General features: G+C 67.7%; 14 protein-coding genes and 1 pseudogene. 8 read left to right on the top strand and 7 right to left on the bottom strand.

Features of this window, described 5'->3' with window-relative positions; translation table 11 throughout:
• Positions 1–131 precede the first annotated feature (131 nt).
• The 6 genes from ACLJPL_RS17275 to ACLJPL_RS17250 all read right to left on the bottom strand — a co-directional run bounded on the left by ACLJPL_RS17275 (position 132) and on the right by ACLJPL_RS17250 (position 5,634).
• Positions 132–1,298: a lipid-transfer protein gene (locus ACLJPL_RS17275; protein ID WP_411081716.1), complete on the bottom strand. Its 1,167-nt coding sequence runs from the start codon at positions 1,296–1,298 to the stop codon at positions 132–134.
• Positions 1,295–1,738 carry a MaoC family dehydratase gene (locus ACLJPL_RS17270; protein WP_411081715.1) on the bottom strand — a complete coding sequence of 148 codons (444 nt, stop codon included), beginning with the start codon at positions 1,736–1,738 and terminating at the stop codon, positions 1,295–1,297. Before ACLJPL_RS17270 ends, ACLJPL_RS17275 begins: the two co-directional genes overlap by 4 nt.
• Positions 1,735–2,934, bottom strand: coding sequence for an acyl-CoA dehydrogenase family protein (locus ACLJPL_RS17265; protein ID WP_411081714.1), 1,200 nt, complete (start codon positions 2,932–2,934; stop codon positions 1,735–1,737). The genes ACLJPL_RS17270 and ACLJPL_RS17265 overlap by 4 nt, the downstream gene beginning before the upstream one ends.
• Before the next feature lies 1 nt (position 2,935).
• Positions 2,936–3,877 (bottom strand): bifunctional MaoC family dehydratase N-terminal/OB-fold nucleic acid binding domain-containing protein, encoded by a 942-nt coding sequence (locus ACLJPL_RS17260; protein WP_411081790.1) that lies wholly within the window; start codon positions 3,875–3,877, stop codon positions 2,936–2,938.
• A 62-nt stretch (positions 3,878–3,939) separates the two neighbouring features.
• The gene (locus ACLJPL_RS17255) at positions 3,940–5,124 is read right to left on the bottom strand and encodes an acyl-CoA dehydrogenase family protein (protein WP_411081713.1); all 1,185 of its coding nucleotides are present in this window, start codon (positions 5,122–5,124) and stop codon (positions 3,940–3,942) included.
• A gap of 195 nt (positions 5,125–5,319) precedes the next feature.
• Entirely contained in the window at positions 5,320–5,634 is a 315-nt protein-coding gene (locus ACLJPL_RS17250; RefSeq protein ID WP_411081712.1) for a hypothetical protein, read from the bottom strand.
• A 335-nt stretch (positions 5,635–5,969) separates the two neighbouring features.
• Between ACLJPL_RS17250 and ACLJPL_RS17245 the strand changes: the two genes are divergently transcribed.
• The 5 genes from ACLJPL_RS17245 to ACLJPL_RS17225 all read left to right on the top strand — a co-directional run bounded on the left by ACLJPL_RS17245 (position 5,970) and on the right by ACLJPL_RS17225 (position 11,396).
• Positions 5,970–6,890, top strand: a complete 921-nt coding sequence (locus ACLJPL_RS17245) for a bifunctional DNA primase/polymerase (protein ID WP_411081711.1) — start codon at positions 5,970–5,972, stop codon at positions 6,888–6,890.
• Positions 6,891–7,128: 238 nt separating this feature from the next.
• On the top strand, positions 7,129–8,283 hold the full coding sequence (locus tag ACLJPL_RS17240) for a hypothetical protein (protein ID WP_411081710.1): 1,155 nt from the start codon (positions 7,129–7,131) through the stop codon (positions 8,281–8,283).
• A gap of 1,523 nt (positions 8,284–9,806) precedes the next feature.
• Positions 9,807–10,091: a colicin E3/pyocin S6 family cytotoxin gene (locus ACLJPL_RS17235; RefSeq protein ID WP_411081789.1), complete on the top strand. Its 285-nt coding sequence runs from the start codon at positions 9,807–9,809 to the stop codon at positions 10,089–10,091.
• Entirely contained in the window at positions 10,084–10,407 is a 324-nt protein-coding gene (locus tag ACLJPL_RS17230; protein WP_275493311.1) for a hypothetical protein, read from the top strand. Before ACLJPL_RS17235 ends, ACLJPL_RS17230 begins: the two co-directional genes overlap by 8 nt.
• A complete protein-coding gene (locus ACLJPL_RS17225) occupies positions 10,380–11,396 on the top strand; it encodes an ImmA/IrrE family metallo-endopeptidase (protein WP_411081709.1) in 1,017 nt (338 codons plus the stop codon). The genes ACLJPL_RS17230 and ACLJPL_RS17225 overlap by 28 nt, the downstream gene beginning before the upstream one ends.
• 399 nt (positions 11,397–11,795) lie before the next feature.
• Here ACLJPL_RS17225 and ACLJPL_RS17220 read toward each other — a convergent pair whose 3' ends face one another.
• Positions 11,796–12,488, bottom strand: a complete 693-nt coding sequence (locus ACLJPL_RS17220) for a DUF6009 family protein (RefSeq protein ID WP_411081708.1) — start codon at positions 12,486–12,488, stop codon at positions 11,796–11,798.
• A gap of 441 nt (positions 12,489–12,929) precedes the next feature.
• On the opposite strand from ACLJPL_RS17220, the gene ACLJPL_RS17215 reads away from it, so the two are divergent.
• The 3 genes and pseudogenes from ACLJPL_RS17215 to ACLJPL_RS17205 form a co-directional block, all read left to right on the top strand.
• Positions 12,930–13,478 (top strand): DUF4365 domain-containing protein, encoded by a 549-nt coding sequence (locus tag ACLJPL_RS17215; RefSeq protein ID WP_411081707.1) that lies wholly within the window; start codon positions 12,930–12,932, stop codon positions 13,476–13,478.
• Entirely contained in the window at positions 13,444–13,929 is a 486-nt protein-coding gene (locus ACLJPL_RS17210; protein WP_411081798.1) for a hypothetical protein, read from the top strand. The genes ACLJPL_RS17215 and ACLJPL_RS17210 overlap by 35 nt, the downstream gene beginning before the upstream one ends.
• Before the next feature lie 372 nt (positions 13,930–14,301).
• Positions 14,302–15,246 (top strand): annotated as a pseudogene (locus tag ACLJPL_RS17205) (YfjI family protein); the annotation flags it as partial.
• Positions 15,247–15,397: the final 151 nt, after the last annotated feature.

Below are 15,397 nucleotides of genomic sequence, written 5' to 3'. Positions count from 1 at the left end.
CCGCCTCAGGTTGTAGGCGTGGGGCGGCCGCCACCTCCTGAAGGTGGACGGGCCGCCCCCGGGCCGTAAGGGTCCGCCCGTCCCTCATCAGGGTCCGCGCGTCCCGCGCCAGGGGTCCGGGGGATGGGGGTTCAGCCGTCCGCGCCGAGGATCAACCCGGACGTCGGGACCCCCGTGCCCGCCGTCACCAGGGTCGTCCCCGCGCCCGGCACCTGGTTGACCGAGGTGCCCCGGATCTGCCGGACGGCCTCCGCGATGCCGTTCATCCCGTGGAGGTACGCCTCCCCCAGCTGGCCCCCGTGGGTGTTCAGGGGCAGCGCGTCCGCCGCGACGAACGCCCCGCCCTCCCCCGGCCCGCAGAAACCGAACTCCTCCAGCTGCATCAGGACGAACGGCGTGAAGTGGTCGTAGAGGATGCCCACGTCGATGTCGGCCGGGGACAGCCCCGAGCTCCGCCAGAGCTGCCGCGCCACCACGCCCGTCTCCGGCAGCCCGGTCAGCCCGTCCCGGTAGAAGCTCGTCATCTGCTCCTGGGACCGGCCCGCGCCCTGTGCCGCCGCGACGACGACGGCGGGCGGCCGGGGCAGGTCGCGGGCGCGCTCCACACTGGTGACGACGAGGGCCTGGCCGCCGTCCGTCTCCTGGCAGCAGTCGAGCAGCCGCAGCGGTTCGACGATCCAGCGGGAGGCCGCGTGGTCGGCGAGCGTGATCGGCTTCCCGTGGAAGTACGCCGCCGGGTTCCGCGCCGCGTGCCGCCGGTCGACCACGGCCACGTGCCCGAAGACCTCGGGGTCGAGCCCGTACGCGTACAGGTAGCGTTGGGCCGCCATCGCCACCCACGAGGCGGGGGTGAGGAGCCCGGACGGCAGGTTCCAGCCGAGGGCCGCGCCCTCGGCGGTGGGTTCGCGCCGCTGGACGCCGGAGCCGAAGCGGCGGCCGGAGCGCTCGTTGAACGCCCGGTAGCAGAGGACGACTTCGGCCACCCCGCTCGCCACCGCGAGGGCGGCCTGCTGCACGGTGGCGCAGGCCGCGCCGCCCCCGTAATGGATGCGCGAGAAGAACGACAGCTCCCCGATCCCGGCGGCCTGGGCGACGGTGATCTCGGGGCTGGTGTCCATGGTGAAGGTGACGAGGCCATCCACGTCGGCGGGGGTGAGACCCGCGTCGTCGAGGGCGGCGGCCACGGCTTCGACGGCGAGCTTCAGTTCGCTGCGGCCGGAGTTCTTGGAGAACTCGGTGGCCCCGATGCCGACGATGGCCGCCTTTCCGCCGAGGGAGTCGGGCCTGCGGATGCTCATGCGGGCCTCGCTTCACTGGGTTCCTGCGGCAGGGCGACGGTGACCCGTCCGGTGACGTGACGCCCCATGCCGTTGTCGCCGCTGACCGCGACCTCCGCGAGGGTGGGCTCGTCTTCGCTCACGGCGATGATGCGGCCGGTCAACCGCAGTACGCCCCCCGGGTAGTTGGGGACGCCGAGACGGATCGCGACTTTACGGAGGACGGCCGCAGGCCCGAAGTGGTCGGTGATGTAGCGGCCGACGAGCCCGTTGGTGGTGAGGATGTTCATGAAGATGTCCGGCGACCCCTTCTCCCGGGCCGACTCGGCGTCGTGGTGCACGTCCTGGTAGTCCCGGGAGGCGATGGCGCCCGCGACGATCAGGGTGCGGGTGACGGGGATCTCCAGGGGCGACAGCTCGTCGCCGACGCGGTACGGGGTCGTGCCGACGTCCTCCGTCACGGCGTGCCCTCCTTACGGTTCACCACACGGCTCTCCGCACGGCCCTCCGCACGGCTCTCCACACGGCCCTCCGCGAGCAACAGGCCCAGTTCCTCCAGGACTTCGCCGCCGCAGCCGAGGTACGCGGCGAGCTGGCGGCCCCAGAGGAAGTGCCGGTGGACGGGGTGGTCGAGGTCGGCCCCGGTGCCGCCGTGCAGATGCTGCCCCGCGTGCACGACCCGCCGGCCCGCCTCCGACGCCCACCAGGCGGCCGTCAACGCCTGTGCCTCGCAGTCCAGTTGCCGGTCGTGCCGCCAGGCGGCCTCGTATGCCGTCACACGGATGGCCTCGGTGTCCATGTGGGCGTCGGCGGCACGGAGCAGGACGCCCTGGTTGGTGGAGAGCGGACGCCCGAACTGCTGCCGGGTGGTGGTGTGTTGGACGGCCCGGGCGAGGGAGCCCGCGCAGACCCCGGCCTGGAGCCCGGCGAAGGCGATGCGGCTCGCGGCGAGCACCGAGGAGCAGGCCCCCGGCCTCGATCCCGAACTCGGCTCCGGTCCCGAACTCGGCTCCGGTCCCGGTCTCAGCCCCGGTCCCGGTCTCAGCTCTGGCCCCGACCCCGCCCCTGGCTGCGGCCCCGGGCCCGTACCGAGGGATTCTCCCCGTACGCCGTCGAGCACGAGCCGCCCCGCCGACCAGGGGGCGGTCGTCTCCACGGGCGTCACGGTCACCCCCGGCCCCCGGGTCCCGACGATCCACAGCTCCCGCTCCGCGTCCGCGACCAGCACCTGGGTGGCGTCCCGCAGCCACGGAACCCAGGGCACGGCCCCGTACAGCGCACCGTCCACCGCCCCCACCCCGCCCCGCGCCGGAAACGCGCCCGTCGCCACCGCCGTACCGTCGCGCAGGCCGGGCAGCAGGCGCTCCCGCTGCTCCGCCGTACCGTGCGCGGCGACCGCGAGGAGCCCGTACACACAGGTCGCCGCCAGCGGGACCTGGGCGGTGGTGCGGCCCTGTTCCTCCAGGAGCAGGACCAGGCCGAGGAGCCCGACGTCCTCCACCGCGCCGGGCAGCCCGGCCGCGCACAGCTCCTTCCACAGCCCGGCGTCCGTGCCCGTCCCCGCTGCCGCCAGCCGCTCGTGCGTCGACAGGTCACCGAAGATCCGCGCCGCCAGACCCTGCGCCGCCGCCTGCTCCTCGCTCGGGGTGAAGTCCATCTCAACCGCCCTCGCTCGCCCGGAAGACGGGCAGTTCCAGATCGGGGTCCGTACGGAGGAACTCCAGGCGTACGGGCAGGCCGACGCGGACCTTGTCGTACGGGACGCCGATCACGTTTCCGACGATCCGGACGCCCTCGGCGAGTTCGATCAGCGCGACGGCGTACGGGCCGCCCTCGCCGGACGGGTCGAAGGCGGGGAAGGGCGGGTGGTGCATCACGACATGGCTGAACACCGTGCCCTCGCCGCTCGCCCCGACCGTGTCCCACTCCTGGCCGGCGCAGGCGTTGCAGCCGGGGAGCCAGGGGAAGCGGAGGGTGGCGCAGCTCGTGCAGCGCTGGATGAGGAGGCGGTGCTCGGCGACCCCGGCCCAGAATCCGGCGTTGTCGCGGTTGACGACGGGCCGGGGGCGCAGGGGGGTCTCCTTCCCGCGGCGCGCGGGGTGGTACTTGAGGATGCGGAAGCGGTGCGTCCCGGCGGGTTCGCCGTTGGCGCGGACGTTCATGCGGGTCGTGACGAAGTACCCGGCGCCGAGCTTGGTCGTCTTGCGCGGGGAGACGGCCTCGATGACCGCGTCGAAGGTGATCAGGTCGCCGGGGCGGAGCGGCCGCAGGTACTCCTGCTCGCAGTCGGTGGCGACGACGGAGGTGTACCCGGCGCCGTCGAGCAGCCCGAGGAGTTCGTCGTACGCCGTCGAGCGGCCCGAACCGCTGCCGGGCTCCGGGTCCTCGGAGAGCCCGCGCATCGTCCATGCCTGGAGCATGGCCGGCGGGGCGACGGCGTCGGGGCCCCGGTAGGCGGGCGAGGTGTCGCCCATGGCCTCGCACCAGTGGCGGATCATGGGCGCGTTGACGGGGTCCTTGCCGGTGCCGGCGATGGCGGCGGGACGGCCGGCGTAGGAGGCGAGCCGTTCGTACAGGGGATCCGGGGCATCGGCCCGCACGTCCTGGCCGCCCTGGCTGCCCTGGCCGTCCTGGCCGCCCTGGCCGTCCTGGCCGCCCGGCTTCACCGCCTGCCCCGCGTCATCCCGAGCCGCATGGTCGCGACGATCTCGCGCTGCACTTCGCTGACGCCGCCGCCGAAGGTGTTGATCTGCGCGGCCCGGTTCATCCGCTCCAGCTCACCACCACCGCCGCCCCCCGCCCCGAAGCAGCCGGGCGATCCGCCCCGGAGAAGCCCGGCGTCCCCCACCACCTCCTGGCACATCCGGTAGACCTCGACGGCGCTCTCGGTCCCCGCGAACTTCACGCCGCTCGCCTCCCCCGGCGCCAGCGCGCCCGCTCCCACCGCGCCGACCAGCCGCCAGTTCAGCAGCCGGGTCGCCGCGAGCCGGGCGTACGCCTCCGCGAGCCGGGCGCGTACCCACGGCTCGTCGATCCGGCGGCGCCCCGTGGCGGGATCGGGGGTACGGGCGTGGGCGAGTGCCTCCTCGTAGAAGTCCTCCGCCTGCATGCCGATGGCGGCGAGGGCGACGCGTTCGTGGTTGAGCTGGTTGGTGATGAGCCCCCACCCCTCGTTCTCCGCACCGACGAGGTTCGAGGCGGGGACGCGTACGCCGTCGTAGTACGTGGCGGTCGTCGTCAGCCCGCCCACCGTCTCGATGGGCGTCCAGGAGAAGCCGGGATCGGCGGTCGGCACCAGGATGATCGAGATGCCGCGGTGCTTGGGGGCGTCGGGGTCCGTACGGCAGGCGAGCCAGATCCAGTCCGCCTGCTGGGCGTTGCTGGTGAAGATCTTCTGCCCGTCGATCACCCAGTCGTCGCCGTCGCGCACGGCGCGGGTGCGCAGCGCCGCCAGGTCCGTACCGGCTTCGGGCTCGCTGTAACCGATCGCGAAGACGAGCTCGCCGCTGAGGACGCGCGGCAGGAAGTACGCCTTCTGCTCCTCGGTGCCGTACTTCATCAGGGTCGGGCCGACGGTGTTGAGGGTGACCATGGAGACGGGGGCGCCGGCCCGGTACGCCTCGTCGAAGAAGACGAACTGCTCGTCGGGGCCCCGGCCCTGTCCGCCGTAGGCGACGGGCCAGCCGAGTCCGAGCATGCCGTCCGCGCCGATCCGCCGGAGCAACCGCCGCTGTTCCACCGGGTCCTCGCGCCATCCCCCGCCGCCTCCTTCGGGCAGTACGGCCGCGAAGTACGCGCGCAGTTCGGTACGCAGCTTCCGCTGGCGCTCCGTCTGGGCGAGGTGCACGGCGGACCTCCGGGGGAAGGGATCACGGCGACCGGACAGTTTCTGACTGTCCGTCAAATCCAGCATCCCTGTCAAGGGTCGCGAGCAACGGCGGCAGCCCGCACGGGGCACCGAAGTGCCGCCGCACGGGCTGCTGTTCAGACGACCGGAACCCACCCCCCGGAAGGTCCCGGGAGTCTCACCGCCGGAGAGGGGTCACCAGAAGAAGGGGGTGAAGTTCACGGCGACGCTGCGGTCCGACTGGTCGATGGCGGTGAAGGCGGAGTCGCTCACCTGGGCCGACGTGTTCTGGTTCGACGCACCGGGGCCGACGGCCTGCTGCTGCGTCGTGGACGAGTTGCCGGAGTTGTCGCCTCCGACGCCACTGCCGCCGATCGTCGCCACGGCCGCGTTCGATCCGTCGTTCGCGAAGGAGCCGTTGTCCGCCAGGGCCACACCGCCGCAGAGCGCGACGGTCAGGGGCAGCGCGGCGACTGCGGCGAGAACACGAGCGGTACGGATGCTTGCCATGTCAATTCCTCCAGGAACCGGAAGTACGGCTTCATATGCGGCTGGTTCCGGGGGAGTCGGCCGACCGCCCCGGTGCTGGTCACGACGTCGCGAGACCAGAGTTGCCCAGCGCATCCCCGGCGAACCATGCTGTGCCGCCGCATTCCCTCGCACGTATGAGGAAGTGGGGATAAACCTCATGCGCGGCAGAGAACGCCCGGCCGGACGATGCACGCGCGCCACCCCATGGCCCGCAGGGGAAGAAGCGTTCCGTCACCGGCCGCTTCCACCCCACCCGGCCCCCTCCTCGCCCACCCCCACTTCCCTTATTCGAACTCCTGTACGAAACTAGAACCATGGCCACCATCGACCGGCAGACCACCACCCTGGCCCTCGCCCACGCCCTCTCCGCCGCCGAGCGCGGGCTACCCGTCTTCCCCCTCTCCGCCACCAAGCTCCCCGCACTGCGCTCCCCCCACCACGGCGAGCGGTCGCCGGTCCACTGCCGGGGCGAGTGCGGGCTGCCCGGTCACGGGGTGCACGACGCCACCACCGACCCCGCGGCCGTCCGCGCCCTCTTCGCCGCCGCGCCCCGGGCCACGGGTTACGGCATCGCCTGCGGACGCGCCCCGCACCGGCTCATCGGCGTCGACCTGGACGTCGACACCGCCCACGGCAACGATTCGGTGGGGGCCCTCCGGCAGCTGGCCCTCCAGCACCTGTTCACGATCCCGCCCACGGTCACCGTGCTCACCCCGAGCGGCGGCCGCCACCTCTGGCTCACCGGCCCCGCCGACGCCACGGTCCCCAACTCGGCCGGCCGCCTCGCCCCGGGCATCGACATCCGCGGCAGCGGCGGCTACCTGGTCGGCCCCGGCTCGGTCACCGCCCACGGCCGCTACCGCCTCGCCCCCGGCACCGCCCACCTCACCCCGGCCCCCTGCCCCCGCGCCCTCCTGCGCCTGCTCACCCCTCCCCCGCGCCCGGCCACGAACGCCGGCGGCGCGGGCACGGGAACGGGAACGGGCACAAGCACGGGCGCATCGCAGGCTCCGGGCCGCCGGGGCGAGGGCCTGATCCAGTTCGTCCTGGCGGCCCACGAGGGCCAGCGCAACACCCGCCTGTTCTGGGCCGCCTGCCGCGCCTACGAACACGGCTTCGGCGACGCCCTGGCCGACGCCCTCACCGACGCCGCGGTACGCACCGGCCTGACCGAACGGGAGGCGCGCGCGACGATCGCGTCGGCGGAACGGCTGACGCGGGGACGGGACAGCTGACGGCGGGGACGGGACGGCTGACGGCGGGGACGGGGACGGGGACGGGGTGACTCAGCCCGCGCGTTTTCGGCTGCCGACCCTCGGTCGGCGACCCCCCGCTGCCGGCCCTCTGCTGCCGATCCTCGGTTGCCGACCCTCAGTTGGCGACCCTCGGTTGCCAGTTCCCGGCAACGAGCAACCCCGCTGAGTGCAGGCAACACCCATACCGCTTCCGCTCCCACCGCCGCAGAATGCGGAGGTGACCCCGAAGCAGAGCGTTCCGTCCAGCCCGAAGATCCGCAGGATGCTGTACGTCTGCCTGGCGGTCGGCACCGTATGCGTACTGATCGCGACCTGGCTGCTCCTGGCCACCACGCCGGGCGCACAGGCCGAGGAACGCGCTTTCAAGGAGGCGGCGGTGTGCCCCTCGTCCCGTGACGACACCGGTGACGACGGCGGTAACGACACCGGTGACGACGGAGGCGACTGCCTGCGGACCGTCACGGCGGTGATCGACAGAACCGAAGGCACGGGGGGCAAGTCACCCCATTACTGGCTCTACATCACGGAGAACGACGGCACGTACACCCGCACCCGCCTGTCCGGCACCCCGAGGGAACACCCCGTGGCCAACCCGGGGGCACGGGTCGAGGTCACCTACTGGCGTGGTCAGATCCGGTACGTCGACTTCGAGTCGGCCCGCCGGTACACGAAGGCCGACGTACAGGGTGCCTACCGGATGCCGCTCGCCTTCGCTCTCGGGCTCGGAACGTACGGAGTGGCGTTCGCGGCGAGCGCACTCATGGGGTCCTGGATCAGCCGGCGCTCGCCCAGGGCCTACAGCTGGCAGGTCACCCTCACCCTCACCGGCGGAATATGCCTGGCCCTCGTCGGCGCGGCGGCCCCCTGGCCGACCCGCGACATCGGCGGCGCGCTGCGACTCCTCGGGCTCGGCGCCCTGGTGATCCTGGCGGGCTGCGCGGTGGTCGCGCCCATCCTGTGGCGGCGAGGGCGCGGCGACGACACCATCGCCATGGAGCCGTCCGTGCCGACCGGGGAGAAGCGCATCGACGGCGTCATCCTGGGCGACGTCCCGTACGCGAGCGGGGCGAACAGCATCAGCTTCCTGATCGCCGCCCCCGGCTCCCTGGTGACCGCCCTCGCCCCCACGGGCCTCGCGCACCGCAAGGAGACCCCGAGCACCCTGACCCCCGTCCGCCTCCGCCCGCCCTACCTGACGGACCCGCCGGGCCGCCCCGACTTCAGAGGCCGGGCGGTGGTGCTGGAGTGCGAGGACGGAGGCGTACCGGTGCTGATCGTGACGCGGAAGAAGGACATGCCGGTGGTGCTGGGGGCGCTACGAAAGACCCCGGCTACCGAAGGCCCGCAGCACCGCCCCCCGTCTCGACCGTGACAACCCCCGCCGGCTCCCGGGACGGGCACCGGCGGTCACCCGCCTCACGACGGCCCCGCCCACCGGGCGGACGCTCGCCAGCGTGACCACCGGCCCCTGCCCTGAACTTGCGAGCACCCGGGACCCACGCACCCTAGCCAACCCAGCTTTCCTCTCCCAGCCGGCCTCGGAATCGCTGCGACGGCGGTTTTCACGTTCCCGTCGCCTCGGCAGGAATGGGGAGGCGTAGTTCCTCTGTCCCAGATCCGTTCTTCTGCGAGTCCGGTACGGCGAAACCCGTTTCCGGTCAGCAGCTGAGCGAAATCAGGAAGACGGGCATGGGTCGCCCGATCAGCCGATGACAATCACCGTTTCGTGCGCGGTGGCTACGACCCAGGCCGTTTTGCCTCCACAGCTGTAGACGGATTCAGCCGATGAATCGGCCGCGACCCACGAGCCCCGGTGCTTCGAATCATTTCCGCGGTAATCCCTGCACGTGACGATGACGCGAACGTATCCGGCGCCTCCGGTGCATGCCGCGTACCCCTTCACGGAGTTGCTGTCGCGATAGCTCTTGCACCCCTTCGGACCAGCAGCGGCGGATGCCGGGGCAGCGGAAGCCAGACCCACTCCGAGAACCGCCACCGTCGCGATAGCCGCTGCTGAGATCTTCTTTGCGAGACGCACTCGTTCTCCCCGATCGGTACTCAATGTGACGGGGTCAGTCTTGGGCTCGCCCAGGACCTGATCAAGCCCATATCAAGCCCCGGAAGGGACTGAATTCGCCAGACGCCGCCTACAGGTCAAGGAAGGCGGCGACCTATGCGGCCGGACCCGACTAACCTCCAAGCGCACACCCCGTTCACGGGGTCTTATGCCTCCTGGAACCCTGATGAGGACTCACATGACCCACAGCCCATTCCGGTTCTCGGTGGCCGAAAACCAGTCTTACGTCCTCGAAGGCGACGACCCCATCGCGGAGCACTACCTGTTCCAGGTCTGGCCCACACCCTGAACGCCCGTGACGCACGACGCCCTCTCATCGGCTTCGGTGAGCCCTACCGGCTTCGGTGAGCCTCATCGGCTTCAGTGAGCCTTACCGGCTTCGGTGAGCGCGAAGGGCGGGCCCCCGTTCCGGAGACCCGCCCTCTGACCTGCTGCTTCTCTCACCTGGCGGTGGGTGTGGGATTTGAACCCACGGTCACATCGCTGCGACGACGGTTTTCAAGACCGGGCAGCCTAGCCAACTACCAGCGCGCCGACCTGCGCTTATCTTCGATGCGGCTCGCCAGGCTTATCGCCGGGCCCACACATGGCCCACGCCTGGCGACGCGACTGGTCGTCGGCGCTACATCACCAACATGCTCTCCAACTGTGCGCGTGGCTGTTCAGGAGTGTCCATGAGCGATCGTTCGGCAGCTCAGCCAGTGTCGGCGCACGACGGTGAACCACTGCGGACACGAGCGGACTGAACAAAAAACAGGACAAGAGGCGCTAGCAGCTGGCCCCCGCAGCACGGCTGCTGAGCTCGCATCTTGGCCTTGATGCAGGCAAACCGGGTGCCCCCGAGAACCAAGGGAGCTAGCATCACTGCTGTGCCCTGGGTAAACTTGCCAGACGACTGCTTCTTGCACGGCCTCAAATCTCGCTTCGTCTCCCCATCCAAGCGCTGGTACTCCCCTGATGGGGAGCGCATCTACACCTGGGACGGGGAACATGGGGGTGAGGTTGAGGTGTTCAATAAGCGAGGACGCCATCTCGGTGTAGCTCATCCCGTTACACGAGAAATGATCAAGCCCGCCGTCAGGGGAAGGAGGATCGATGTCTGATACTACATTCGTCGACGACGCACTCGTGGGCGTGGCGGGTGTCGATGACATCGACTCCTACGTCGATGCTTGGCACGACGCAGATGACACGGATCTTGAGTTGCATGAGTGGTTGGGCATGACCTGGGACGAGTACCGTCTTTGGGTCGAGAAGCCGACCACGTTGCGGTATATCGTCTCTGCCCATCGGCACGGGCGCACCATCAGTGATGAATTGGTTAAGTCTGCCAACGGGCTCCGGCTTGCTGCCCGCGCAGCCTCTGCTAACGAAGTTGAAGGCGTCCTAACTTGGCTTCAGAAAACTGGCCGTCTTTAAAAGCTGCCCGTACTAGGGCGAAGACGCTGGTCCAAAAGTTCGACCTAAAACCACCTGTTGACGTCAAGGCGATCCTCAGGGCCCGAGCACAGGTCGAGTATGTTGACTGGGCGCACGAATGTGATGCCGTGACGGTGCTCGGCGAGGAAACGCCACGCGTCTTTGTTCGAAGTGGTCTACCTCCACTCCGGGAACGCTTCACCCTTGCCCATGAGCTTGCCCATATTGAGCTAGCTTGGCATTCGGGCACTCTTGACTGTTCGCTCGATTCTATTTCCATCGGCAGCGAATTTGCGACTGCTGCAGTTAGCGGTATGCAAGAGCGGGAGGCCAACGAGTTTGCTTCCCGTTTCCTCGCTCCGGATCGCTGGTTGTCATCGGTGGTCAGCGAACTGACCTCCGTCGATCGAGACTCGATGCAGTTGGTTCTGGACCGGTTGGCCAGCGCTGAGATTTCGGCCCACGCCGGTCTAATCTCCTTGTCGAGGCACCTTATCCCCGGGCACGCTTTTTTCGTGGATGAGTCTTTCGCTATTAGCCAAGGGACCGCGTGGCCCGGCACTCCGCCCCTCGATAGATGCGAGATCGAGCGGTATCTTGAGCGAGCCGTAGCGGTTGAGGATTTTGTGCATCAGGGCCGAACGGTCTATTGGGCTATCACCATCCCGTCGCTTGACCGCCCAGGGGAAGAGGAGCGCGCACTCCTGGACTCGCGCACACCAAATCAGATACTCCTGTCGTCTTGCTTCAGAGTTTTCGGTGAAGAGTGCGCTAATAGCAAGTCCATGTCGATCAATGGCGTGGTTGGCGGAATGACCAGGAACATTGAATTGCATTGGCATGAGAATGCAATCATTTCTGTGGTTTGGCAGCGCATCCAAGAAAACTCTGACTTGCGAGAGATCTTGACGGATCACGAGTTTCCGCTATATCTGCATAAAAGGGCTCGTGCCATCGTGGAAAGAAGGGCGGAGAGGGCGGCAGGCTAATGGCGACCCGTCAGATCGGGGGCTGAATCAGCTTACGCCTGGCACTGAGCGCTTAATGGTCGGTCTGCCGGGATATCTCGCGGGAAGCGAGCGCCGGCTATCTGAGACGGAGGGCAAAGCGAGGTTCCGACTCAGATGAGTCGGAACCTCGGACTACCGATGGAGGCGGCGGGATTTGACTCCAGGGAATCGGGCTACGCCACACTCGCTTTCGAGGTCTGTTCATGCTGCTCAGGGCGTGATCCGAGTCCGTACGAACCCGTTCACAGACGTCCGCCAACGCTGCGCGCGGACACCTCCGGCCGCCCATGAACGGGGCTGAATGAGACGGAAACTGAGACGGCTCGGTGCTCATGACCGGCAGCAGATAGAAGGGCGGCCCCGCTGAGCATGGCAGCGCTACTTCTGTTTGCGGGGCTCTTCGGTAGCCGCAGGGGATGGCGTCTCCGCAAGCGAGACTCGCTTGGCAATGGCCGCAGCGATCGCCTCTGTCAGTTCTTTAGAGTTCCCCCAGAGCCAACGAGAGAAGGCTTTCTCAGCAGCCGCGCCGAGTGTCTCGGGGACGCTCACATCGCGGATGTGTAGCCAGTCGGCAAAGGCTTCTTTGACGCCCTGCTCTATGGCGGCCGGCGCCTCGGGCGAACTTGCCTCTGCCGCCATCCGTGAGGGGCGAGCACTCTGTGCTTGCTTCGGGGCCGCTCGCTCCTTGGGCGGAGCGGAGTCTAGAGAAAGAGGTCCACCCCATGCTCGCTCTGTCAGCTCCCCACAGACCCGTGGGGCCACCGTTCGAGGGTCGACCGCTTCCGATGGTGCTCCGGAGCTGTAAGCCCCGTCCAGCTGCTCGGACCGGTCGTGCTCCTTCACCCAGAACACACGCCGCGTGAACATGCCCGGCGCATCACGGTCACTAGGAGCGTTGGTCTTGAGAACCGCGTAGCCGACTCGGCGTCCTACCTGGCCACGCCATGAGACGGGACGCCGCCGAGTGCCAACACCGTCCACTAAGGTCTCCCGGACGTAGTCGAATGAGCCGACGTCCTCGGTCCAAACGATCTCGTCCTCGTGCTCGATGTCCTCAGGTCGACTTCGCACGCTCCGCCCCTCCCGCAGATCTCTGATGACGCAGCCTCCCCAGGCTGGCTCCGCTTTAACCGGACAGCCTGGACACCCCTCTGAAGCTGTCCGGACTGTTCTCGCTGGTCAACGCTTCAACCAGACAGCCGGACACCTGGCACACCACGCGTGAGTCCAGTGCTCCGAGCCCGGACCATCTGTCCGGGCCTTCATTCGTTCAATCCCCACGCTTTCCAACTGTGTGAGTGGTCGTTCAGAGGTGTCCGCGAGGATTCAAGCGTCAGGTCAGAGGTGGTGCGCGTACGGGAGCGAACGATGGCGGCCAGTGGCGTACTGAACAGAGACCAGGACAACGAGCGCCACCAATGCACCAGGTCATAGTGTGGCTGGGCAGCGCATCCATCCCTAAGTGTCTGTGCCTACCACTACCCTGACGCTGACTCAACTTCAGGGGGGCCAGTGTCGACTGTTCGTCCGAGCCGCAAGATCGAGAGGGCAGGCGTCAACGCTCTACGGACGCTGCTTGAGGATCATGAGCACATTGTCCAGGAGATCGACGGTGGGAACGATCACGGCGAGGACATGATCGTAAACTTCACGCGCGGTGGCAAGAGAACGCCTTATTGGATCGCCATTCAGGTGAAGAGTGGCAAGAAGTACAAGCGAGTGAATGGGTACGCCGTTCCCGTTGACGACCACTTCGACGAGTGGCGGCAAAGTCGCATTCCCATTCTTGGTGTCGTATATGACATGAAAAAGCGGGAGTTGTTTTGGGTTAACCTCACTGAGCAGTTAAAGTCTGTAGAGGAAAGCCCGGGATGGGTGCAAGTGGCGAACTCTTCCCCTCTTAACCCGGAAACAATCGAGCAGTTCTATGCGGAAGTCGCAGACTATGCTGGCGAAGAAAGAATGCGCATTCGGGCAGCGACTGACGAAGAAGCCCTCAGTGAGGCGATTCGTGCGAGACGGGGGGGTGGACCCAGCAACCGCTCCGAATCCCCTATTTGAGGAATTGGCGAACATCGCACTCAAGCATGAGGACCGACTTAAGGAAATAGGTAGAAACCTTGCTGCGGCTCTGCCGATGATGCTTCTAATCATGCTCATGATGTGGGTATGGCCCTATCAAATTCGTTTCGTCGAAGGCTCATCGGATATGCCTGCATGGTTGTGGGTATCCAACCTCTATCTTTTCATGTTCACCATGTCGATAGTAATTTTTTTCGAGCTTAGGGTGGGGAGATTCCCCATTGAGACTGGCAAGTGGTTGTGGGTGATCGCAGCCAACTTTTTCTGGCTGCCCGTAATCGATGCCGACGGGGATAGTGGGTGGTGGGGGACATTCTGGATTACGGTCGGGGCGCTTGTTCCCTCCTTTGGTCATAAGGTATTGATTGTTACGTTTATTCGCTTTGCGATGGATCGCGTAAGGAAGAGGCGTGAAATGGAAATGGGGTAGAAGTACCCCGCATCCCAAAATTTTAGACGGGCGCGTCCTCATTGCGAGGCCGCGCCCATCTTTGAGTTGACGTGGTCAGGAAGGAAGGAACCCCGGCTTCTCCCTTCCCAGGTCGGTCGGTCCGCTGAAGCCGGACTTGTGAGCTGCCATCTAACCCGCTTCGTCCAGCCGTTTCAGTCCTGTCTCGGAAGACTGAAGCAGCCGCTGTAAGCCGATGTTGATGTCATCCGTGGATGTCACGAGGGGCCGACCGCTTGACGGCACGCCTCGCATTCGCTAAGTCAAGCCTGCCTCTGGGAGGGGCCCAGCGCATCAGCTACAGCCAGCATTGTGGTTACGACGACGTCGGCCCCCGCGACGGCTAGAGCACGTTCCTTACTACTGGCCGAGCAGGGCGGGCGGTTGTCGGTGATGTCGGCCGAGGGCGGGATCTTCGACATCATCGCCGGGCGCTACTCCGGCACCCCCAACATGGAGCCCTTCCTCAAGGGCCACGCAGGGGACCGCCTGCGGGTGGACCGTAGGGGGCGTGAGGAGTTCATCGACTCCCCCGCACTCACCATGGGCCAGACCGTTCAGCCCTCCGTCCTGGAGGACATCAGCCGTATCAAGGGGGCAGGGGACAGGGGCCTGTTGGGCAGGTTTCTGTACTCCCTCCCCGAGGACCTGGTGGGCTATCGGGAAGTCACCCCCGAGCCCATGGCCGAGGACGTGGCAGACCTGTACGAGGAGCGCGTCACCTCCCTGGTGATGTCTCTGGCGGGCTGGACCGACCCGGCCGTACTCCAGCTCACCCCCGACGCCAACGAGACGCTGGCCGCCTACGAGCGTCGGCAGGAACCGCGGCTGCGTAAGCGGGGTGGGGACCTCGGGCACATCCGGAACTGGGCCGCGAAGCTGGGCGGCGCGACCGCCCGACTGGCCGGGCTGCTCCACCTGGCCGCGCACACGGACAACGGGCACACCCAGCCCGTCACCGCCGACACCATGCGCGACGCCATCAAGCTCGCGGACTACTTCACCGGCCACGCCCTCGCCGTCTTCGACCTCATGGGAGCCAACCACACCGCCAACCGCGCCCGCACCGTCCTGGACCTGCTCCGGGCCAACCAGTGGGCCGAGGTCAGCAAACGCGAAGTCATGACCAAGCTCTCCCGGGCCGAGTTCCCCACCGTCGCGGACCTCGACCCCGCCCTGGACCTGTTGGAAGACCACGGCTACGTCCGCGCCCAACCCGTCGCCAAGACCGGAGGACGCGGCCGGCCACCCTCCCCGCGCTACCTCACCCACCCCCAGCTCAGCGAACCCACCGCCTGAACCCCGCCACAGAAACCACAGAATCACAGAAATATCCCGACACCCCCCTGACCTGCGACAACACCGCCCCACACGGTCCCGGGACGGCTGCCACAGAAACTCGCAGAAGAACCACACAAATACCAGCCGCCCACCGGCCCCTTATTTCTGT

Origin of the sequence: Streptomyces sp. cmx-18-6, from assembly GCF_046548915.1 — a bacterium.
Taxonomy (GTDB): domain Bacteria; phylum Actinomycetota; class Actinomycetes; order Streptomycetales; family Streptomycetaceae; genus Streptomyces.
The sequence above is the reverse complement of the archived record's forward strand: the minus strand, read 5'-3'. Positions and strand labels throughout refer to the sequence as shown.